Raw genomic sequence first — 21080 nt, 5'->3', positions numbered from 1 at the left:
GTAACCCATGCGTCCGACCCGTTTCCTCGTCGCGGCCTGCCTCGCCTCGACGATCGCCGCGCTCGGTGCCTGCGCCGAGGACCGGCCCGGCACGTCGCCGGCTGCCACCGGGCCCGGTGCCAGCGCCGACGCCAGCGCGTCGGCGACGGCCGGCCCCGGCCCGTCGGCCGGGGTGACCTCAGCCCCCGGCACCGCCGCCCCGGCCCCCGGCAACGCCAACCCCGCCCCCGGAAACGGCACCCCGGCCGGCGGTGGTGCGGTGGCCGCCTGCAAGGCCAAGGGCCTGAAGGCCGACCTGACGATCCAGCGGGCCGGAATGGCGATGCTGGTGCTGACCAACGCCGGATCCGCACCCTGCCGGGTCGAGGGTTGGATCAACCTGCGGCTGGAGGCCGCCGACGGCGGTCTGCTGAAGGTCAGCCAGCAGCGGGTGAGCCAGCCGGGCGCCACCATCGCCGCCGACCTGGATCCCGGCGAGTCCGGGTTCGCCGGAATCAAGTGGACCACCTGCGACAAGTCATCGCAGGACTGCGCGGTGGCGACCACCGTCCGGATCGGCCCGGCCGGCGATTCGGACTTCGTCGTCGCCCACCTGACCGGGGTCGACGGTGGCAACCAGACGGTCACCGAACTGCCGCTGAGCAGCGTGCAGATCGGCACGATCCAGCCCAGCCGGCAGGGCGTCGTCGCCTGGTGACCCGGCCCCGGCCGGACACCGACGGCTGACCGGCGGACGTACGGTCAGCCGCGCGGGCCGTACATGATGATCGCGACGCCGACCAGGCAGACGGCGGCGCCGGTGAGGTCGTAGCGGTCCGGGCGGAACCTGTCGACGAGCACACCCCAGGCCAGCGACCCGGCGACGAACACCCCGCCGTACGCGGCCAGCACGCGACCGAAGTTCGGGTCCGGTTGGAAGGCGGCGACGAAGCCGTACCCGGCCAGCGCCAGGATCCCGGCGGCGACGAAGAGCAGTCCCCGGTGCTCGCGTACGCCCTGCCAGACCAGCCACGCCCCGCCGATCTCGGCGACGGCCGCGAGCAGGAACAACAGCAGCGATCGGACGATGGTCACGGCTGCCATTGTCGACCGGCTCGCACCCGCGGACGGCGGTGGGGCTCCCCGCGACACGTGTCGCGGGAAGCCCCACCTCTTCCCCGGAAGGTCAGCCGGTGATCGTGAACGGGACGGTTACCGTCGACTGGCGGCCGTCGGCGGCGGTCGCGTTGACCCGTACCGTCGTCGCCGCGTTGCCGATGGCGTTCCAGACCTCCAGCTTGACGCAGCCGTTCGCCAGGGCGGCGAACCCACCGGTGGCGGTCTTCACCCCGGCCGCCTGGGTGTACGTCTCGGTGCCGACGACCGGGTCGGTGGCGAAGTAGTTGTACGTCTCCACCCGGCTGTAGGTGCCCGAGCCGGTGAAGTCGTACGACACCCGCGCCTGGACCGCGGCGCCGACCGCGCCACCGGCGTCCACGTGTAGGGCGAACGCGGTCGCACCCGAGCCGTACGTTCCGGTCAGCCCGCAGACGGTGTGGACGACCGGGTTGTGCGGGGTGCCGTCCCAGTTGCCGTTGGCCGCCGGGATGGTGGTGGTGCCCGCGCCGCTGCCGGCGCTGCCGGACAGCGCCCCGCCGGAGCGGACGTAGAGCAGGTTGGAGCGGACCACCGGCGGCGTCGGGGTGACCGTCGGCGGCGGTGTCGTCGCCGGTGGGGTGGTCGGCGGCGGTGTGGTCGCCGGCGGCGTTGTCGGCGGGACGGTCGGGGTGCCGGTGGGGTTGCCGATGCCGCCGTTGGCGTTGCCGCCGCTCCAGGTGAACGCGCCCGTGGTGGCGGTCTTGCCGGCCGCCACGGCCAGCGTCCTTCCGTCGGAGAAGGTCACCGTGATCGGGTTACGGGTGATGTTCGAGGCCACGTACGTCCGTACGCCGTTCTTGGTGTAGACCGCGTACAGCGGGGTGTTGGCGGTGACGGTGGTGTCCACCTGGCCCAGCGCGGCGAGGTTGCGCAACCAGTGGAAGGTGTGCGCCCGGCTCTCGCCCTCCTCGATCGGATATGTCGGGTTGGCCCGGAAGCTGGCCAGCGCGGCATCGGGTTCGGCCATGGCCCGGAACGACCAGAGCACGTCCTGCCACACCGTCGGCGGCCCGCCGTTGTTGGTCACCAGTTCGTTCCAGTTCGTGGTGACGTACGCCGGCTTGTAGCCGAGGTAGTTCGAGCCGCCGGTGATCGGCAGCATGTTGATCCCCTGGATCATCTCCGGCTCGCCGGAGAACCAGGTGGCGTACGCGCCGCCGTCGCCCCAGACCATGCCGACCGTCTTGTGTGCGAACGCGGCCGGGAAGTTGCTGTCGGACGAGTCGAACCAGTACTCCTGGATCGCCTGCGCCTGGGTGGTGTAGATGAACAGCCCGGCGTCGCGTACGGCGGTGTTGCCGGTGGCCAGGCCCCACTGGATCAGGGCGGAGGCGAAGTTCATCCCCTCCGAGGAGGACTCCTGGTTGTTGCCGGCCAGGAACGAGCCGTGGCCCGACGCCCAGTCGTGCCCGGCGAAGATGTCGAAGTCCCGCAGGAACGGGAACATCGGGTCGTTGCGGTCGGGGCTGTTCGCGTCCCGGATCAGCAGGTTGACCATGCCGCCGTACTGGCTGGTGGTGGCCCAGGTCGGGTCGAACTTGGCCAGCGTCGCGGCGGCGGCGATGTAGTAGCCGTAGTGGAAGTGGTGGTCGTTGAGTTCCAGGTCGGAACCGTACGACGCGGGGTAGCCGACCAGCGTGCCCCAGGCCTGGTCGTAGTGGAAGACCCGTGCGGTCTTGCCCGGCGAGGCGGTGAACCAGTCGGTCAACCGGGTGCGGATCGCGTTGAGCAGCAGGTCCCGCTGGGCGGTCCGGCCGAGCTGGTCGGCGATCTCGGCGAGCCGGGCGGCCCGGCCGAGGCCCTTGCCGGTCCAGTAGGTGTCGTTGCCGAACCCGGCCAGCGGGTCACCGGTGGCGACCTGGTCCAGGTAGCCGCCGAGGGTGGCGAGGTCGGCCCCGGTGGAGGTGGCGACGGCCGGGATCTCGGGCAGTACCCCGTTGTAGCGGATGTTGGTGCTGAACGAGGGCACACCGACCAGGGTCCGCATCGGACCACGGGGCGAGATGTACGTCTGCCCGATCGGCGTGCCACCGGCCAGGTTCTTCCAGTGGTGCGGGTAGAGCGAGACGACCGTGCCGCTGGCCGTGCCCTCGCGGGCGGTGGTGGTGAAGGCGTACGTGGCGGTCACCGTGCTGGTCGAGGAGTTGAAGCCCCAGGAGACGCGGGTGCCGGTGACGTGGGCGTGCGCGTACTGGCCGTAGCTGTCGGCCAGGGCGGTGCGTTCGGCGGCGGAACTGCTCGGGGTGGTCGGCAGGACCGCGACCGAGAAGTAGCCCCGGCCGGCCAGGGTCGAGGTGATCGTGTTGCCGCTGACCGTCCAGGTCGCCCCGGTCGGCGCGTACGCGACGTAGTCGTGGCCTCGTACGGTGTAGCCGATCCGGCTGCCGCTGTTGGACCAGACGGTCGGTGCGCTGGTCAGGCTGAGCTGGGCGTTGCCGCCGGTGACCTGGGCGTACACGAACGGCAGCCCGTGTCCGACGGTCGCCTTCAGCGTCCGGGTCCCGTCCGACCAGTACGGCGTGACGGTCCAGTCGGTCCAGCCGTCCACCTTGACGTCGGGGGAGTTCAGCCCGGTCACGCCGAGGGTGAAGTCGGCGCTGTAGGTGTAGTGGAACTCGCCGGGGCCGGTCGGTGAGCCGGAGATTCCCGCCGTGGTGGTGTAGGAGACGCCGAGCCCGCCGGCCACCGGGTCGTACGACGCCGGGTGGGCGTGCAGCGGCTCGGAGTACGCGCAGTCGAGGCGCTTGAACAGCAGCGAGGACCACCAGTCGTTGGTGGGGATCGCGCCGGCCGGGGCGTTGGCGGTGACGTACCGGCGGGGGTTGGTGGAGATGTCGGCGCACCCGGCGGGCGGTGCGGCCCCGGCCGGGCGGACGGTGGCGTAGCTGCCGGCGCCGAGCGGGTCGGCGGACACGCCGTTGGAAACGGCGACGGTGAGCCCACCGGCGACCAGTGCGACGGTCGCGCCGGCGGCGAGCATGCGGTGGCGCAGGGTCGAACGGGCCGGTCGCGGCCGGGTGTCCGGTTGGCCGCCGTCGTCGGGTACGACGTGGCGGAGGGACAGGTTCATGGTGCCTCCGGTCGGGGACGGTCGGTGCGCCTAAGGTTTCGCGCACATTAAGGGGGCGTTGCGTCAGAGCATCAGAGATGGTGGCTTCTGTCAATGTCCCGACTCGTTCTTTGCGCAACGACCGCTTCAGCGGGGGATCTCTGTTGACACTGCGCGGTGTGGCGGGCTAACTTTGAGAGAGCGCTCTCACGACCCCGCCGAGCGAGGTGGGAGCCTCGCTCGGCGGGTTACAGAGAGCTAGGAAAAGAGCGCTCTCCGCCATGCGCCACGACGTCCGCCCCGGTTGTTCGGGTGACCGTGGGTGCTATTAACCATGCTCCGGCAACGAATTCGGCGGCATTCCCGCCGGTCATTCCCGTACGGCAAGAAGTAACCCGAAAAACCTGTCGAGAAACCGTTATCGGATCATCCGTCGCCGGTCGGGACCACTGTGGACGGTGGCGGGATCCGGGTCCGGCGACGGTGTGCCGCCGGGGTCATCGGGTCCCGGTCGCCGCCGGTGCCGGCTCCGCCGGGGCGACGGGCGGTCGTGACGGTCGGCGCAGTGTGATCAGCGTGACGGCCAGCGCGGCGACGAGCAGCCCGGCGCCGACGGTGAAGGCCAGCCGGTAACCGCCGGTCAGTGCCGCCGGCCCGCTCGCGCCGGTGGCCAGCAACCCGGCCGTACGGCCCGCCGCGAGGGTCGACAGCACGGCCACCCCCGCCGCCATGCCGATCTGCTGGGTGGTGTTGAACAGGCCGGAGGCGAGCCCGGCGTCGGTGTCGCCGGCACCGGACATGCCCAGCGCGGTGAGCGCCGGCAGGGCGAGCCCGAAGCCCGCGGCGAGCAGCATCACCGGCAGCAGGTCGGTGACGTAGTCGGCCCGCACCGGGAGGCGGCTGAGCAGGCCGAGCATCCCGATCAGCAACAGGATCCCGGCCACCAGCACGTTCCGCTCACCGAAACGACGATTCAGCCGGGCGGAGACGCCGAGCGAGACCGCGCCGATCACAGTCGCCGCCGGCAGCATCGCCAGGCCGGTCGCCGCGGCACCGTACCCGCGTACGTTCTGCAGGTAGAGGGCGACCAGGATCTGGAACGAGAAGAGCGCGGCCACCATCAGGACCTGGACCAGGTTCGCCCCGGACACGCTGCGCGAGCGGAGGATCCGCAGCGGCATCAGCGGGTTGCGGGCCGACGCCTGCCGGGCCACGAATCCGGCGAGCAGGGCGGCGGCGAGCAGACCGGAGCCGACCGTACGGGCCGAGGTCCAGCCATGCTCGCCGACCTTTACCACGGTAAAGATGCCGAGCATGAGCCCGGCGGTGACCAGTACGGCGCCGCTGACGTCGGCGCCGGCCGCCAGCCCGAGCCCCCGGTCGTTCGGCAGCACGGTCACCGCGACCGCGAGCGCGGCGAGCCCGATCGGCAGGTTGATGAAGAAGATCCAGTGCCAGCTCAGCGCGTCGGTGAGCAGGCCGCCGAGCACCTGTCCGATCGAGGCACCGGCGGCACCGGTGAAGCTGAAGACCGCGATCGCCCGCCCTCGCTCGGCCGGCTCGACGAAGAGCGTCACCAGGATCCCGAGGCTGACCGAGGCGCTCATCGCGCTGCCGACGCCCTGCCCGAACCGGGCCGCGATCAGGATCGCCGGTGCGGTGGCCACGCCCGCCAGCAGCGAGGCCGCGGTGAACACCGCGATGCCGGCGAGGAACAGGCGCCGCCGGCCGACCAGGTCGCCGAGCCGTCCGGCGAGCAGCAGCAGGCTGCCGAACGGGACCAGGTAGGCGTTGACGACCCAGCTCAGACCGGTCGGGCTGAACCCCAGGTCGGACTGGATGGCCGGCATCGCCACGGTGACGATGCTGCCGTCGAGAACGATCATCAGCATCCCGGTGGCGATGACTCCGAGAGCCAGCCAGCGGGACCGGGGCGGGGCAGCGGACATGGTGGTCCTCCTGTTCGTACGGACAAACTCGTACCGGAACAGGAGGACCGTAGCAGATGGTTTTGTTAGAGACGATCTGTTTGTGATCTAGTTCCCGCGCTGGCGGGCTCGCCGTACCGGTTGGGGGTTCTCGGCCGGGCTGGCCAGGTGCCCGGTGACCAGGCGATCCAGGGCGCGCAGGAAGACCTTGCGCTCGTCGGCCGGAAGGACGCCCAGTGCCTCCTCGTGCACCCGGTCGACGATCAGCTGACTCCGCTGTGCGATCCGGGCTCCCTCCGGGGTGACCGCGACGATCCGGGCCCGTCGGTCGGTGGTGGAGGCCCGGCGTTCGGCCAGACCGGCCTTTTCCAGCGCGTCGACCGTGACCACCATCGTCGTCTTGTCCATGTCGCCTAGCTCGGCGAGCTGGATCTGGGTCCGCTCCTGCCCCAGGGCGTGCACCAGCACGCAGTGCATCCGCGCGGTGAGCCCGATCTCGGCGAGGGCCGCCGCCATCCGGGTCCGCAGGACGTGGCTCGTGTGGTCCAGCAGGAACGACAGGTCCGGTTCGGTACGGGTCGGTGCCATGGCGGTCATGACGACCAGCATAGCCAGCTCGATCCGTGGCAGATCATCTAATAACAGACTTATGCTGCGTGCTGCGTGCTGCGTTCTGCCTGCTGCCTGCGCTGTTTTGTCGCTGCTGTCGGTGGCCGGGTCAGGCGGGTGGACCGAAGGCCAGGGCGAGGCGTACCGCGGCGTCGCGTACCGGGGTGAACCGTCGCGCCTGGGCGACCCGCCCGACCCGGTGCGAGAGCCGGACCAACCGCTGGGTGGGCCGACGCCGCCGGTTGTCGTACTCGGCCAGACCGGCGGCGATCGAGGTGGCGCCGGCCAGGCAGTGCCCGAGCGTCACCGCGTCGACCAGCGCCTCGCCGGCACCCCGGCCGAGGTCCGGCGTCATCGCGTGCGCCGCGTCGCCGGTCAGGACGACGTTGCCGTCGACGTAGCTGGGCAGTGGCTGCGCCAGCTGGTAGAGGTCGTGCCGCAGGATGTCCGCCGGCCGCAGCCGGCTCAACACCTGCCGTACGCCCTCGTGCCAGTCACCGAACCGGGCCCGCAGCGCCGCCAGCTCGCCCTCCGGTGAGTGTCCGCCGGGCGGGGTGAGCGCGGTGGCGTACCAGTTGGTCCGGCCGTCCTCGCGCGGCGTGATGCCGAACCGCTGCCCCCGGCCCCAGGTCTCGCTCACCGTGTCGGTCGCCCCGGCCACGGTGCCCCGCCAGGCGGTGGCCCCGACATAACGCGCCTTGCTGTCAACCCCGAAGATCGCCGTACGGGTGCGGCTGAACACCCCGTCGGCCGCCACCACCATGTCGAACCCGTCCGGTACGCCGCGAGATCGGTCACCGGGCTGTCGAAGCTGATGGTGCCGGGAGCAATCGCGTCGGCGAGCAGCCCGAGCAGTGCCGGTCGGGAGATCAGGTGCACCGAGTCGCCGGTACGGCGGGCGATCGCGTTCACGTCCAACCGGGCGATCCGGCTGCCGTCCGGGCGCAGGAAGGTGCCGCCGCGTTGCCGGGCGCCGAGGGTGCGTACGTCATCGCCGAGGCCGAGGGTGTCGAGGGCACGCAGCGATTCCGGCCACATGCCGAGCGCGGTGCCGGAGCCGCCGAGGGCGGACGCCTTCTCGAAGACCCGTACCGTCCAGCCGGCCCGTTGCAACACGATCGCTGTCGCCAGTCCGCCGATGCCGCCGCCGATGATGCCCGCTCGTCTGGTCATGAGCGGACCGTACTACGCCTGTAGTGAAGTGTCACTACGGCTGTAGTGAAACCGACGAGGGTTGGGGTGAATCCGACTACGGACGTAGTTCGCTAGGGTGAGCGGATGTCGTCCCGGCTGGACCAGCTCACCGACGCCGCGGTCCGGGTGCTCGGGGAACAGGGTCTGCGCCACCTCACCCACCGTGCCGTGGACGCCGAGGCCGGGCTGCCGGCCGGCTCCGCGTCCAACCACTTCCGTACCCGGGACGCGCTGCTCGGCGGCGTGGTCGCGCGGCTGGCCGCGTTGGACCGGGCGGACTGGCAGCGGATGACCGGTCCGGGGCATCCGGCCGGTCTCGACGAGCTGGCCCGGTTGCTCGCCGAGTTCGTCCGCACCGCGGTCGGTCCCGCCCGGCCCCGTACGGTCGCCCGCCTCGCCCTCTGCCTCGACGCCGCGGTACGGACCGAGTTGCAGGCCGATCTCGGGCAGGGCAACGCGGAACTGGTCCGCTGGGGAGCGCCCTGGCTGCGTGCGGTCGGCTCACCCGACCCGGAACGGCACTGCCGGATGATGCTGGACCACATGGACGGTGTGATCATGCACCAGCTCGCCTTCCCCGACCCGGACTTCGACCCCACCCCCGGCCTGCGCCTCCTGCTCGGCGCGATCGCCACCGCGCCCCGTACCCCCGCCTGACCCGTTCCGGTCGCCGCCCGACCACCGCGTCCCGCCGGGCAGCGGCCCACCGCCACCGCCGGTACGGATCTTCCCGGTCGAGTTTCTGTTGCGCCGCCGCTCCCCACGGGTCTCCTGATCGGGAGGGCCGTTGGTCCTCCTCCCGGCCCGGCCGACCCCGGCCGACCCGGCCGAGCCCCGGTCGGCACCACCGACGGGGCGTCCAGGATCGGAACCCGAGCGAGCGGAGGAACCACCATGCCGGTTTCGAGGCCCGCCGGTCCGGTCGGTCCGGTGCACCATGCCTGACCTCCGGACGACCGGCCGCCACACCGCCGACCTCGCACCCGCCGACCTCGCCCTGATCGACCCCGCACCGGTCGCCCAAGAGCCGGTCGTCCAGGAGCCACTCGCCCACGAGCCGGTGCCCGGACGGGAGGCCGCCTTCCCCCGACAGCGAACCGGACACCACACCACCCCACCCGGCCGGCACCCCACTCCGCCGCCCCGAGCCACCGACCTCCACCGGCCCCGCCCGCTGCCCCCCGACCCGTCGAACCGTCCGCTGCCCCGCGCTGCTTCGAGCCGTCCGTTGCGGCCCGATCCGTCGAGCCGCCCGTTGCCCCGCGCTGCTTCGAGCCGCCCGCTGCGCCCCGATCCGTCGAACCGCCCGCTCCGGCCCGACCCGTCGAGCGGGCAGCCGGTCGTGGGTCGGCGCGGCGGTCACCGGCGCCCCGCCGGTCGCGCGGCGCGGTTCGGTCCGATCGTCGCGGTCGGTGTCGGCTGGCTGGTCGTGGTGCTCATCGCACCGCACCTCACCGTCGGGCCGGGCTGGCGGTCGTTCGCGCTCTTCTGCCACCTGACCTGTCTCGTGGTGGGCTTCGGGGCCGTACTCACCGTGGACTGGTTCAGTCTGCGTTGGCTTCTGCGCCGGGAACGGCTCGGCACCGTACTGGGCATGGCGAAGGGGGCGCACCAGTTGATCTGGCTCGGGCTGTTGGGCCTGGTCGCGAGCGGTGCACTACTGCGCCCGGACACCTCGTCCGGGCTGGTGCAGATCAAGTTGCTCGCCGTACTCGCGGTGGGGATCAACGGGCTGTTCCTGGGCCGCGTACGCGATCGCCTGGCCGGCCTCGGCGACGCCCCCGCCCCCTGGTACCGGCTACTCCCCGGCGCCCTCGCCGCGACGGTCTCCCAACTCGGCTGGTGGACCGCCACCCTCATCGGCTTCTGGAACTCCACCCCCTAACCCCGCGCCCCCACCACACCCCACGCCGCCGATCTAGGGCAGATGGGGGCTACTTGATCTCTGCGTACACGTATTTGCCCTAGATCGGCGGGGTGGGGGGCGGGGGGCGAGGGGCGAGGGGTGGGGGCGGGGTGGGGGCGGGGTGGGGGGCGCGGGGGAGGGGTTAGTTCATGGAGAGGTGGACGTGGTTGGTGTGGTCGCTGGAGGGGTCGCCGCCGCCGTTGTAGGCCTTCCAGCCGCTGCCGGGTAGCCAGATCTGCTTGAACCAGATCACGTAGAGCACACCGAGGCGGCTGGCGTTCTTGACGTAGTACGCCGCCAGGTTGTTGCCGTACGTCTTGTCACCGCCGGTGGCGACTCCGCCGAAGCCGCTCTTCTGCGCCGCGAAGTCACAGGCCCGGCCCTTCGGGTGCTCGCCCGAGCCGCCGCTGCGGAAACAGGAGACGAAGCGGGTGAAGCCGGCCGCCTTGGCCTGGTTCATCGCGTTGAGGGTGCGCGGGGTGATGCAACCGGTGGTGGTCGGGTCGTTGACGCTGCACGACTCCTTCGGCCACGAGCCGTCCGAGTTGCGGGGCGCCGGCTTGGCCGAGGGGGAGGTGGTGCTGGCGGTGACGCCGGGGCTGGAGCCGCCGCTGCCGGCCGCCGCCAACGCCCGTTCGGCCTGCTGCTTGCGCTTGGCCATGATGTCGAGCTGCTTGCGTTGCTCGCGTACCTCGTTGTCGATCGCGGCCTTGGCCCGGGCCTCCTGGTCCCGTACCGCGATCAGGTCGCGCAGTTGGCGGTCCTCGTTGGCGGCGACCGTGCCCAGGGACGAGGCGCGGTCCAGGAAGCCGTCCGGTGAGTCGCTGTTGAGCAGGGCGGTGAGGGGTCCCAGTCGGCCGGTGCGGTACGCCATGCCGGCGAGTTCACCGACGGTCTGGGACCGGGTGGCCAGTTCGGCCTCCAGGGTGACCAGGTGGGCGGCGAGTTGCTGCTGCCGCTTGGTGGAGTTCTCCAGTGCCGCCTGGGCGTCGAGGTAGCCCTTGGCCGCGACGTCGAGCTGCTCTCGCAGGCTGGCGCTGCCGCCCTCGTCGTCGGTGCCGCCGGGAGCGGCGCCGAGCACGCCGGGAGCGGCGGCGATCGGGGTGGGGGAGGCCACTGCGGCGGCACCGGGGGTGATCAGCCCGGCCAGCAGGGTGAGGGTGATCGCGATCGCGAACCGGGCCGCGCGCGGATAGCGGGGTCGTACGGGTGCCAACAATGGCATTCGGTGCACGTCCTTCCGTCAGCCGCCGACCGGGTTAGCTGACGGGTTCGGGACGGAAGATCCCTACCGCTGACGCGGATGCACCCCAATGACGCGATGGTTCCCCGGCTCGCACGTGCGATTAGGCGACGGTCACCGCAGGCGCCGGAGGGCGCCGCCCGGCGGAGACCGGAGCCGAGCCTACCGGCCGGGTCCAGTACGGACAGTGTTGGCTCGTCGAAGGATCAAAGCGAATCGAAGTGATATGCCGGATATAACCATAAAAGATCACCCGGTCGGGGGACAAAAATTAAGGACCAGGTAAGCGAAGAGTGGTCGCGTTGCGGTGCCCGGTAAGGGGCGATCGCCCCGGTGGCACCTAACTGGATCACCAGTCGGTGGGGCCGCAACCCTCGGTCGTGCTGCCCGGTTCGACCTGGAGGGTGGCGTGCGCGATGTCGAAGTCGTCGTGCAGCGCCCCACGGGCGGCGGCGAGCACCGCGCCGACCTCGGCGCCGGCCGACAGGGTGAGATGCGCCGAGGCGACCTCCATCCCCGAGGTGAGGGTCCAGACGTGCAGGTCGTGCACGTTGGCGACACCGGGTACGGCACAGAGTCGGGCCGCCACCGTGGGTACGTCGAGGTGCTCCGGCGCGGCCTGCACCAGGATCCGGATCGCGGCTCGGGCCAGTCGCCACGTCCGGGGCAGGATGAACACGCCGATCGCGACCGCGACCAGCGGGTCGGCCCACCACCAGCCGGTGTTCGCGATCACCAGGGCGGCGACGATGACCCCGGCCGAGCCGAGCATGTCGCCGAGTGCCTCCAGGTAGGCGCCGCGCAGGTTGATGCTCTCCCGCGCCCCGGTGCGCAGCAGCCCGAAGGCGACCAGGTTGGCCAGCAGGCCCACGATGGCGACCACCAGCACCGGCCCGGCCAGCACGGTCGGCGGGTGCTCCTGGCCGAACCGGCGGGCCGCCTCGACCAGCACGTAGATCGCGACGCCGAAGAGCAGCACCGCGTTGGCCAGTGCCGCGAGCACCTCCAGCCGGTAGAGGCCGAAGGTCCGCTGCGGGTCGTCGGCCGCCCGCCGGGTCGCGGTCATCGCGGCCAGCGCCATGCCGATCCCGAGTACGTCGGTGAACATGTGCCCGGCGTCGGAGAGCAGGGCGAGCGAGTCGGTGGTCAGCGCGGCGACCGCCTCGACGATCATGACGACGACGAGCAGACCGAAGGCGGACCAGAGCCGCCCCCGGTGCCGCTCGACGGCGCGCATCGCCTGCGCGCCGTGGTCATGACCAGCGCCCACGCACACACCCTCCGTCGCCCGTGCCGCTACGACCTAACATATGCTGATATCGCAATATGTGCCAGCAGGTTGGACCGGGTCGAACCGGACAGGCACCGGGTGGGTCCTCAGCCCTCGTTCGCCATCGCCGCCACGATCGGGGCCCGGCCGGCCCGACGGGCCGGCAGCAGCCCGGCCAGGACCGCCGCGCCGCAGGCCAGGCCCGCGCAGAGGGTCAACTGCCCCACCGGTACGACCGGCAGCCCGTGTCCGTAGCTGCTGATCAGCCCGAGCGCGGCGGTCCAGCCGACGCCCACCCCCAGGGCGATCCCGGCCAGCGCGCCGACCAGGGCGATCAGCGCCGCCTCGACCAGCAGCATCCGACCGAGCTGCCGCCGGGACAGCCCCAGTGCCCGGAGCGTGGCCGACTCCCGGGTGCGCTCGAAGACCGACAGCGAGAGCGTGTTGCTGATCCCGAAGAGCGCGATCAGCACCGACATGCCGAGCAGTGCGGCGAAGATGCCGAGCAACTCGTCCAGCGAGGCCGACAACGCGTCCGCCTGGTCGGCCGCGCTGCTCAGGCGGACCACCGGGTAGGCGCGCAGCAGCCCGTCGAGGGCCTGCCGGCCGGCTGCCGTACCGACGCCGGGGGCCAGGTCGATCAGCAACTGGTTCGGCCCGCCCGGCCCGTACGCTGTGGTGAACCGGCTCCAGTCGACCAGCGCCGCACCGCCGGTCGGGGCGTCGTCGTAGAGCGCGACCACCACCAACGATCCACCCGCGTCGGTGCCGCTCGGGTCGGCGGGCAGGCCGAGCGGGAACGGGTCACCCAGGCCGATGTCGCGGGCCTGCGCCACCCGCCGGCTCACCGCCACCGTGCCCGGCCCCAGCTCGGCCAGGTCCCCCTCGGTCACCTCGGGGCGGATCGGCCCACGCAACTGCTCCGGCGGCACCGACCAGACCCGAACCTGCGGGTCCGCCGGAGCCGGTGCCAGCCGCACCTCGGCCACCGTCGCGAACGCCGGGTCGGCCCGGAGTACGCCGGCCAGCTCCGCCGGCAGCGCGCCCCGGGTCACTCCCGGCGTGCCGTCGATCCGGGCCCGGTCCAGCACGAAGTCCACCGGGAAGTTCTCGGTCAGCTCCCGCCCGGTCTGGTCCCGCGCGGTCTCCAGCAGCACCGCGAACATCGACATCAGTGCCACCCCGACGGTCAGCGCCATGGTGGTCGCGGCGGCCCGGCGCGGGTTGCGCCGCGCGTTCGCCACCGCCAGCCGGGCCACCGGTCCGAACAGCCGGGCCGGCAGCCACCCCAGTACGCCGACCGCGCGCGGGACCAGCAGCGGCGCCGCCACCACCGTCCCGAGGAAGACGATCATCCCGCCGCCGAGCACCAGCGGCAGCCCCGGAAAGGCCAGCGGCACCCCGACCACGATCGCCAGCAGACCCGCCCCGGCCAGCCCGGCGGCGACCAGCAGCCGGACCCGGACCGGGCGACCGGTCGACCCGGCCAACTCGGCGGAGGCGCTGCCGTGCAGCGCGGCCAGCGGCGGCACCCGCCCCGCGCCCAGCGCCGGTACGAGCGCCGCCAGCACCGCCACCAGCGTGCCGAAGCCGATCGCCACCGCCACGGTCGGCCAGCGCACCACCGGCGCGTGCAGCGGGATGTCGGTGGCGACGAGTTCCCGCCCCCAGATCAGCCCGTAGCCGACCAGCAGGCTCATCGCCAGCCCGCCCAACGAGGCCAGTACGCCCAGCGCCAGCGCCTCCAGCAGCACCGCGATCCCGACCTGCCGGCGGGAGGCGCCGACGCAGCGCAGCAGGCTCAGCTCGCGTACCCGCTGGGCGGCCAGGATGGCGAAGGTGTTGTAGATGACGAACGCCGACACGGTCAGCGAGACCAGCCCGAATCCGATCAGCACGGCGAGGAAGCCGTCGACGTACTTGCCGGCCTGCTCGGCGAGCTGCCGTCGGAGCGTGTCGCCGGTGGACACCACCAGGCGTGGATCGCCGGTCACCTCGGCCACCCGGTCGGCCAGCGTCTCCGGGTCGACGCCCGGCGCGGCCCGGATCACCACCTGGGCGTACCGCTCGGTGCCGGTGAGCAGGGTCAGGTCGCCTCCGGTCAGGGCGGCCACCGGTGAGCCGCCGAAGAGCCGGTTCACGCCGAGGTCGAGCACCCCGACCAGGGTCAGCCGGTGCTGGGCGCCGGCCTGGTCGAGCAGGGTCACCGGGGCGCCGAGCGCGTAGCCGGTGCCGGCCACCGTGGTCTTGTCCACCGCGACCTCACCGGCCGTGCGGGGCAGCCGCCCGGCCGCCACGTCGTACGGGGCGAGCGACGCCACACCGGGCACCGAGAGTCCGTAGCCGACGTGCCCCTGCTGGGTCAGCAGCCGGCCGTCCCGGTCGAGCAGCCCCAACCAGGCGATCACCCGGCCGTCCACCTCGGCCACCCCGTCGACCGCCCGGATCCGCTCCACCGTCTCGGCCGACACCAGTGTCTCGGCCGGTTCCACCACCACGTCCACGTTCCGTGCCGAGCGGGCCAGGTCGTCGTAGAAGGCGGCCCGCGCGGTGTCGCCGTAGACCAGTGTGCCGGCGAGGAAGCTGACCCCGACCACCACCGCGAACGCGGTCAGCAGCAGCCGTACGGCATGGGCCCGCAGCCCGGCCGCGGCCAGGCGCAGCAGCGGCCAGCTCACGCCGCCCCGTGCCCCGTCATCGCCCCATGTTCCGTCACCGGCCCATGGTCCGTCACCGACGGCCGTCCGCACCACGACCGGACGTCCCGTCCCGAACCGGCGTTGGTCCACCCTTGCCCGCCACGGCGGTGCCCCGGCCGCTCACCCGCCGCCCCGGTAGCGGGCCGGCGGATGGCCGGGCAACATCGAACCGGCACACACACCGACATCAGCCGATGCCCGCCGTGACGGCGGGGGAGGAGATCGAGGATGCGAGTTCGACCCCGCACCACCGTCCTGTTTGCCGTGATGACCCTGGCCGGCGTACTGACCGCCGCCGCCCCGGCGGGTGCCGCTCCGGCCGGTTCCGTGCCCTCGGCCGCTGCGGTGCGCGCCGGCACGATCTTCCCGACCACGTTCGCGCTGCCGGACGGGTTCCAGCCGGAGGGGATCGCGATCGGGGCGCTGCCGTACGCCTTCTTCGGCTCGCGCGCCTCCGGTGCCATCTACCGGGTCAGCCTGCTCACCGGCCGGGGTGAAGTGATCAACTCCGGGTCGGGCACCCCGTCCCTGGGGATGAAGGTCGACCTGCGCGGGCGGCTCTTCGTCGGCGGCGGTAACACCACCACCGGTGCCACCGCCAAGGTGTTCAACGCCTTCACCGGGGAACTGCTGACCACGTACCGGTTCAACAGCGTGCCCAGCTTCGTCAACGACGTGGTGCTCACCCCGGACGCGGCCTGGTTCACCGACTCGACCAACCCGGTGCTGTACAAGCTGCCGCTGGACCGGTGGGGCGGCCTGCCGGACGCCGACGAGGCGGTCACCCTGCCGCTGACCGGCGACATCGTCTACGGCGCCGGGGTCAACGCCAACGGCATCGAGACCACCCCGGACGGGCGGGGCCTGCTGGTCGTCCAGTCCGTCACCGGCCAGCTGTTCCGGGTCGACCCGGCCACCGGGGTCGCGCGGACCGTCGACCTCGGCGGCGAGGTGCTCACCAACGGCGACGGCCTGCTGCGCGACGGTCGCACCCTCTACGTGGTGCAGAACCGCCTGAACACGGTCGCCGTCTACCACCTCGACCAGGCCGGCACCACCGCCCGCCTGCTGGAGAAGCTGACCTCTCCCACCTTCGACATCCCCACCACGGTCGCCGCCTACGCCAACCGCCTCTACCTGCCCAACGCCCGCTTCACCACCCCCGTCACCCCCACCACCCCGTACACCACCACCTCCATCCCCCGCCCCTAACCACACGCCCCCGCCCCTAACCGCGCGCCGATCTAGGGCAAATACGTGTGGTTATAGATCAACTAGCACGTATTTGCCCTAGATCAACGGGGAGGGTGGGAGGGTGGGGAGGGTGGGGAGAGTGGGGGAGGTCGAGGGTGGTGAGGCGTTGGGTGGCTCGGGAGAGGGCGACGTAGAGGGTGCGGATGCCGGACTCGGAGTCGGTGCGGATCTCGGTGGGGGCGATCAGCGCGACGCCGTCGTACTCCATGCCCTTGGCCTGGAGGCTGGTGACCACCTGGAGGCGCGGTCCGGCCAGGTGCTCCAGCCAGCCGGCGACCTCGTCCCGGCGCGGCACCGGCGTGATCACCCCGACCGTGCCCTGGACCTCCGCGAGCAGGTCGGTCACCGCCCGGACCGTGGTCGAGGCCAGCTCCTCCGGCGGTACGGTCAGCGCGATCGGCTCGACCCCGGTGGTACGCACCGCGACCGGCAGCGGAAGATCGGGTGCGACCTCCCGGATCACCTCGGCGGCCACCGCGAAGATCTCGGCCGGGTTGCGGTAGTTCGTGGAGAGCGTGAACTCGTGCCGGGCCCGGCGGCCGAGCGCCTTGTCGCGGGCCTGGGACAGCTCGTGGGCCTCGCCGGTCCAGGCGGTCTGGGCCGGGTCACCGACCACGGTCCAGGAGGCGAGCCGGCCGCGTCGACCGAGCATCCGCCACTGCATCGGCGACACGTCCTGGGACTCGTCGACCACCACGTGGGCGTACTCCCGGTAGTCCTCGTCCCGCTCGACCGGGGTCCGGGCGGCGCGTTGCCGGTCGGCGTACGTGCTGACCTCGCGTACGCCGCCGGAGAGCAGGTACGGGTCGCGGCGGCGCTTCGCCGGGCGCATCGGCTTGCCCAGCAGCTCGTCCAGCTCGTCGAGGAGGGCGACGTCGGCGATGGTCGGTCCGTCGGTGTCCAGGGTGCGCAGCGCATCGCCCAGGGCCCGGATCTCCCGGTTGGACAGGATTCCCGAGGCGTACGCCCGCAGCCGCTCCGGCCGGGTCATCCAGCCGAGTACGTGCCACGGGTGCAACTGCGGCCACCAGGCCCGGATGAAGTCCCGGAAGTCGCCGCGTTCGGCCAGCTCGCCCTCGAAGTCGCGCCGCTGCGGCAGCCGGCCGGCGCGCATCCGCTGCGCCTGGGTCCAGAGCGCGTTGAACAGCCCGTCGATGCCGGCCCGGCGGACCTCGTTGCGCCGGGCGCCGCGGGGCAGGGCCCGGACCCGGATCGCGTCGAGTTCGCCGGCCCCGAGCCGGAGCAGTTCGCCCCGGTAGAGCAGGCGCAGCTCGGTGGGGCCGTTCGGGACGGTGTCGTGGGTCGCCCGTTCCAGCACCCGGCGCATGCGCAGCGAACCCTTGATCGCCGCGACGGCGGTCGGGTCGGTACGGGTGGCGACCACGCCGGGGAAGAGTGAGCCGAGCGAGTGCAGGGTGGCGGTCTCCTCGCCGAGCGACGGCAGCACCGAGGCGATGTACTCGACGAAGACCCCGGACGGCCCGACCACGAGTACGCCGCCACCGGCGAACCGGTTCCGGTCGGAGTAGAGCAGGTACGCGGCCCGGTGCAGGGCGACGGCGGTCTTGCCGGTCCCCGGTCCGCCGGAGACGATCGTCACACCACCGGCGGGGGAGCGGATCGCCTCGTCCTGCTCGCGCTGGATGGTGGCGACGATGTCGCGCATGCCCCGGCCGGTCGCCTTGGCCAGCGAGGCGAGCAGCGCCCCGTCGCCGACGACCCGCATGTCGGGCGGTGCGGCGGCCGGGTCGAGCAGGTCGTCCTCGATCCGGGTGATCTTCTCGTTGGCGGACTGGATCATGCGGCGCCGAACGACGCCACGCGGGTCGGCGGCGGTCGCCTGGTAGAACGCGGCCGCGGCCGGTGCCCGCCAGTCGATCACCAGCGGCTCGGACCGCTCACCGCGTACGCCCAGCCGGCCGACGTGCAGCACCTGCCGGTCGCGCAGGTCCAGCCGCCCGAAGACCAGCCCCTCGTGCTCGGCGTCGAGGGACTGCCGGCGCCGGGCGGCGTGGAAGACCATCGCGTCCCGTTCGACGAGTGCGCCGAAGTTGCCCACCCGGGCGAGCTGATACCCCTCCTGCTCAGCCTGGACGGCGGTCTGGCGCAGCTGGGCCAGCCGGCGGTAGACCAGGTCGAGATGCCGCTGCTCGGCGGCGATCTCCTGTTGCAGGGTGGTGAGGTCGGTCAACGTGCAGACTCCCGGTTGTGCGGTCGCGGGCCGCGACGCCGAGCCCGGCCGATCGGGCCGGGCGGGCGCGCGGACGCGCAGGATGGCCAGGAAGCGAGGGTACGGGGTAACGGTCCGGCCGTTCCGCGCCGATCGCCTGATCGGACCCGGACGGGTCAGCCGGCGGCCTCGTCCGGCCCCGTCCGTCGTTGGGCGGGGATCGGGGTGAGGACCCGGCGGATCACCTCCAGCAGGGCGGTGTTCACCTCGTCGGGGCGTTCCAGCATGAGCATGTGCCCGGCGCCCGGACAGACGGTCAGTCCGGTGTCCGGGAGGGTCGCGACGATCGACTCGGTGCAGGGTGGCGGGGTGAGCCGGTCCCGGTCCCCGACCAGCGCCGCCACCGGCAGGTCGCCGAGGGTGGCGAGGGTCTCCAACCGGTGCTGCCGGCCGATCGAGGTCCGGAGCCCGCCGATCGACACCATCGCGGCGCGGGCGACCGCCGACGTGGTGAGCCGGATGTCGTCCGGCTCACACTCGTCGCCGAAGAGCAGCCAGCGCAGGGCCGGCCGCAGCGCCTGCAACAGCGGTCCGGGCGTACGCAGACCGCCGCAGCGGGCCAGTACGCCGGCCCCGGTGGTCTCGGCCAGCCGGATCAGCCAGGCCAGCCGTGGGGGCAGGCCGTAGCCGGTGTGGGTGTGGCCCTCGGCGGTGGTGGCGACGAAGACCAGGCCGGCGGTCCGGGCGGCGAAGTGGTCGGGGTGCCGGTGGGCGTACTCCATGATCGTCATGCCGCCGAGCGAGTGGCCGGCCAGCACCACCGGACCGGTCGGCGTCATCAGGTCGAGCAGTTCGGCGAGGTCGTCGCCGAGTCGGGCGAGGGTGGCCGTACCGAGGTGGCTGACGCCGGAGCGGCCGTGGCCACGGGCGTCGTAGCTGATGATCCTGACCGTGTCGCCGAGCTTCTCCACCAGCGCGGACACCTGCCGGTGCCAGATCCGGTGGTCGAGGGTCCAGCCGTGCAGCAGCACGACGGTGACGGGGGCGGTGGTCGGTCCGACCTGCTCGACCCGGAGCCGGACCCCGTCGGACAGCTCGACCCCGGCCGGGTCGGGCAGGCGCGGCTCGACCGTGTCGACCCGGGCGCGTGGAGTCGGGGGATGGACGGACATGGCTACCTCCCGATCGCCCGGGGTTGCCGTACCCGCGGGTAACAATCGTACCCGCGATCTTGCCCGCTCGCCGAGACCGTCACTCCCCGGTCACCCCGGGTCAACCCGGCCGGTGTCGGTGCTGACTCGTCACCTGGTGCGAAAAGCGACAAACGCCCCGGTCCGGCGTGTCGGCCGGACCGGGGCGTCCGCCCGGAACAAGTGCGATCAGGCGGTGAAGACGCCAGCCTCGACGAGCCGCTTCTCGGCGGTGTCCCAGCCGTCGCCGGGGAACGCCGTGGCCAGGCCGGCGATCTCGGCCCGGATCTTGACGGCGTGGCCGGCACCGGCCAGCTGACGGACCTCCTCGACGAAGGCGTCCGAGTCGGTGCGCACGTGCACGGTCTTGCCGTTGGTCAGGTTCCGCACGTAGGCGTGCTTACCGCCGTTGAGCGGGATGAGGTACTTGAACTCGCCGAGCACGCTCAGGGCGCCACCCTGACCGGCCTGGCCGGCGCGGACTGACGCGCGCGCGGTCTTAGAGGTGTTGCTCGCCACGGAAGTACTCCTTGCCAGACATAACGGGAGGACGGAATGCGCGACGGCGACACGCCGGACGCGCCTGGTGGCCGGAAGGCCGCCGAACTGCTGTTCGGTGACCGGGGCCACCGAGAACCTGCTGCTTGGTGGCCGGAGCCACCGGGGGAACCTGCTGCTTGGCGACCCGAGCCACCGGAGATACGAACGCACGGTGACACAGGACGCCGACTGAACTTTACACGACCACGAGAGCCGTACGGCGACCGCGGCCTGTCGTGAGGAATGAACACCCACTAGCGGGACGGCTATTCCGGCATGCCAAAATTCCGATTCTCTGGCGCACCATCCGTCACAGCAGTCATCATGTGTTCCAGCATCGCCTGGTGATCGAGGTCGTAGGGGAAGACGCACCTCGCTCTCCGGGAGGTCACCGTGCCAACGCGTGGCGTCGTATACGTCCACTCGACCCCACTCGCCGTGTGTGCACACGTCGAGTGGGCGATCGCGCGCGTCCTTACCGTGCCGGTCAATCTGCACTGGACGGTTCAACCCGTCGATCCCGGCGCACGCCGGGCGGAGTGCAGTTGGTCCGGCCGGCCGGGGACGGGTGCGGAACTGGCTGCTGCCCTGCGGCAGTGGCCGATGATCCGATTCGAGATCACCGAGGAACCGAGCGCCGGGGTCGACGGCGAGCGGTTCATGTACGTCCCGGGACGCGGGCTGTTCCGGGCCACCACCGGCGCGGCCGGCGACATCCAGCTCGGCGAGGACCGGCTGCGCGCCATCATGGCGGCGGCACGGGCTCCCGAGGCGCTGGCGCACGCCCTCGACAAGGCGCTCGGCACGGCGTGGGACGCCGAACTGGAGCCCTACCGGTACGCCGGTGACGGGGCTCCCGTGACGCTGCTCACCAGGGTCGGCTGACGGTGC

The 21080-nt window shown here is 72.3% G+C and carries 16 protein-coding genes, 1 pseudogene and 1 riboswitch; of the genes and pseudogenes, 5 read left to right on the top strand and 12 right to left on the bottom strand.

What is annotated here, in order from left to right:
* Positions 1-7: 7 nt before the first annotated feature.
* The gene (locus tag ACZ6QQ_RS17880) at positions 8-697 is read left to right on the top strand and encodes a DUF4232 domain-containing protein (RefSeq protein WP_465877463.1); all 690 of its coding nucleotides are present in this window, start codon (positions 8-10) and stop codon (positions 695-697) included.
* A gap of 44 nt (positions 698-741) precedes the next feature.
* On the opposite strand, the gene ACZ6QQ_RS17875 is transcribed toward ACZ6QQ_RS17880, so the two are convergent.
* The 6 genes from ACZ6QQ_RS17875 to ACZ6QQ_RS17850 form a co-directional block, all read right to left on the bottom strand.
* Positions 742-1074, bottom strand: coding sequence for a YnfA family protein (locus ACZ6QQ_RS17875; protein ID WP_465877462.1), 333 nt, complete (start codon positions 1072-1074; stop codon positions 742-744).
* Positions 1075-1165: 91 nt separating this feature from the next.
* Complete coding sequence (locus ACZ6QQ_RS17870) at positions 1166-4207, bottom strand: glycosyl hydrolase (RefSeq protein ID WP_465877461.1); 3042 nt, start codon at positions 4205-4207, stop codon at positions 1166-1168.
* 476 nt (positions 4208-4683) lie between these two features.
* Positions 4684-6135, bottom strand: coding sequence for an MFS transporter (locus ACZ6QQ_RS17865; RefSeq protein WP_465877460.1), 1452 nt, complete (start codon positions 6133-6135; stop codon positions 4684-4686).
* An 87-nt stretch (positions 6136-6222) separates the two neighbouring features.
* A complete protein-coding gene (locus ACZ6QQ_RS17860; protein ID WP_465877459.1) occupies positions 6223-6711 on the bottom strand; it encodes a MarR family winged helix-turn-helix transcriptional regulator in 489 nt (162 codons plus the stop codon).
* A 121-nt stretch (positions 6712-6832) separates the two neighbouring features.
* Positions 6833-7465 carry an FAD-dependent monooxygenase gene (locus tag ACZ6QQ_RS17855; RefSeq protein ID WP_465877567.1) on the bottom strand — a complete coding sequence of 211 codons (633 nt, stop codon included), beginning with the start codon at positions 7463-7465 and terminating at the stop codon, positions 6833-6835.
* Positions 7360-7896 carry an FAD-dependent oxidoreductase gene (locus ACZ6QQ_RS17850; RefSeq protein WP_465877458.1) on the bottom strand — a complete coding sequence of 179 codons (537 nt, stop codon included), beginning with the start codon at positions 7894-7896 and terminating at the stop codon, positions 7360-7362. The genes ACZ6QQ_RS17855 and ACZ6QQ_RS17850 overlap by 106 nt, the downstream gene beginning before the upstream one ends.
* A gap of 105 nt (positions 7897-8001) precedes the next feature.
* Between ACZ6QQ_RS17850 and ACZ6QQ_RS17845 the strand changes: the two genes are divergently transcribed.
* Together ACZ6QQ_RS17845 and ACZ6QQ_RS17840 are read left to right on the top strand one after the other, a co-directional pair.
* On the top strand, positions 8002-8574 hold the full coding sequence (locus tag ACZ6QQ_RS17845; RefSeq protein WP_465877456.1) for a TetR/AcrR family transcriptional regulator: 573 nt from the start codon (positions 8002-8004) through the stop codon (positions 8572-8574).
* 280 nt (positions 8575-8854) lie between these two features.
* Complete coding sequence (locus tag ACZ6QQ_RS17840) at positions 8855-9802, top strand: hypothetical protein (RefSeq protein ID WP_465877454.1); 948 nt, start codon at positions 8855-8857, stop codon at positions 9800-9802.
* A gap of 163 nt (positions 9803-9965) precedes the next feature.
* Here the strand turns inward: ACZ6QQ_RS17840 and ACZ6QQ_RS17835 are convergent, their stop codons facing one another.
* From ACZ6QQ_RS17835 to ACZ6QQ_RS17825, 3 genes are all read right to left on the bottom strand, one after another.
* Entirely contained in the window at positions 9966-11039 is a 1074-nt protein-coding gene (locus tag ACZ6QQ_RS17835) for a coiled-coil domain-containing protein (RefSeq protein ID WP_465877565.1), read from the bottom strand.
* A gap of 16 nt (positions 11040-11055) precedes the next feature.
* Positions 11056-11186: riboswitch (cyclic di-AMP (ydaO/yuaA leader) on the bottom strand.
* A gap of 229 nt (positions 11187-11415) precedes the next feature.
* On the bottom strand, positions 11416-12336 hold the full coding sequence (locus ACZ6QQ_RS17830) for a cation diffusion facilitator family transporter (protein ID WP_465877453.1): 921 nt from the start codon (positions 12334-12336) through the stop codon (positions 11416-11418).
* Positions 12337-12443: 107 nt separating this feature from the next.
* Positions 12444-15014: an ABC transporter permease gene (locus ACZ6QQ_RS17825; RefSeq protein ID WP_465877452.1), complete on the bottom strand. Its 2571-nt coding sequence runs from the start codon at positions 15012-15014 to the stop codon at positions 12444-12446.
* Positions 15015-15263: 249 nt separating this feature from the next.
* Between ACZ6QQ_RS17825 and ACZ6QQ_RS17820 the strand changes: the two genes are divergently transcribed.
* Positions 15264-16247 carry an SMP-30/gluconolactonase/LRE family protein gene (locus ACZ6QQ_RS17820; RefSeq protein WP_465877451.1) on the top strand — a complete coding sequence of 328 codons (984 nt, stop codon included), beginning with the start codon at positions 15264-15266 and terminating at the stop codon, positions 16245-16247.
* 127 nt (positions 16248-16374) lie between these two features.
* On the opposite strand, the pseudogene ACZ6QQ_RS17815 reads toward ACZ6QQ_RS17820, so the two are convergent.
* The 3 genes and pseudogenes from ACZ6QQ_RS17815 to ACZ6QQ_RS17805 all read right to left on the bottom strand — a co-directional run.
* A pseudogene (locus tag ACZ6QQ_RS17815) lies at positions 16375-18480 on the bottom strand (HelD family protein); the annotation flags it as partial.
* A gap of 155 nt (positions 18481-18635) precedes the next feature.
* Positions 18636-19577: an alpha/beta fold hydrolase gene (locus tag ACZ6QQ_RS17810; protein WP_465877564.1), complete on the bottom strand. Its 942-nt coding sequence runs from the start codon at positions 19575-19577 to the stop codon at positions 18636-18638.
* 261 nt (positions 19578-19838) lie between these two features.
* Positions 19839-20168, bottom strand: a complete 330-nt coding sequence (locus ACZ6QQ_RS17805) for a hypothetical protein (protein WP_465877450.1) — start codon at positions 20166-20168, stop codon at positions 19839-19841.
* Between the two features lie 414 nt (positions 20169-20582).
* Between ACZ6QQ_RS17805 and ACZ6QQ_RS17800 the strand changes: the two genes are divergently transcribed.
* The gene (locus tag ACZ6QQ_RS17800; protein ID WP_329102935.1) at positions 20583-21074 is read left to right on the top strand and encodes a DUF3145 domain-containing protein; all 492 of its coding nucleotides are present in this window, start codon (positions 20583-20585) and stop codon (positions 21072-21074) included.
* Positions 21075-21080 lie beyond the last annotated feature (6 nt).

Source organism: Micromonospora sp. NPDC049529 (genome assembly GCF_055586685.1).
This window is presented reverse-complemented; position numbering and strand designations above follow the sequence as displayed.

What these genes read in the sequence shown, in the direction of transcription:
- ACZ6QQ_RS17870 (WP_465877461.1), bottom strand. Translation starts at nt 4,207, where the DNA reads ATGAACCTGTCCCTCCGCCACGTCGTACCCGACGACGGCGGCCAACCG.
- ACZ6QQ_RS17860 (WP_465877459.1), bottom strand. Translation starts at nt 6,711, where the DNA reads ATGACCGCCATGGCACCGACCCGTACCGAACCGGACCTGTCGTTCCTG.
- ACZ6QQ_RS17840 (WP_465877454.1), top strand. Translation starts at nt 8,855, where the DNA reads ATGCCTGACCTCCGGACGACCGGCCGCCACACCGCCGACCTCGCACCC.
- ACZ6QQ_RS17820 (WP_465877451.1), top strand. Translation starts at nt 15,264, where the DNA reads ATGCGAGTTCGACCCCGCACCACCGTCCTGTTTGCCGTGATGACCCTG.
- ACZ6QQ_RS17850 (WP_465877458.1), bottom strand. Translation starts at nt 7,896, where the DNA reads ATGACCAGACGAGCGGGCATCATCGGCGGCGGCATCGGCGGACTGGCG.
- ACZ6QQ_RS17880 (WP_465877463.1), top strand. Translation starts at nt 8, where the DNA reads ATGCGTCCGACCCGTTTCCTCGTCGCGGCCTGCCTCGCCTCGACGATC.
- ACZ6QQ_RS17865 (WP_465877460.1), bottom strand. Translation starts at nt 6,135, where the DNA reads ATGTCCGCTGCCCCGCCCCGGTCCCGCTGGCTGGCTCTCGGAGTCATC.
- ACZ6QQ_RS17845 (WP_465877456.1), top strand. Translation starts at nt 8,002, where the DNA reads ATGTCGTCCCGGCTGGACCAGCTCACCGACGCCGCGGTCCGGGTGCTC.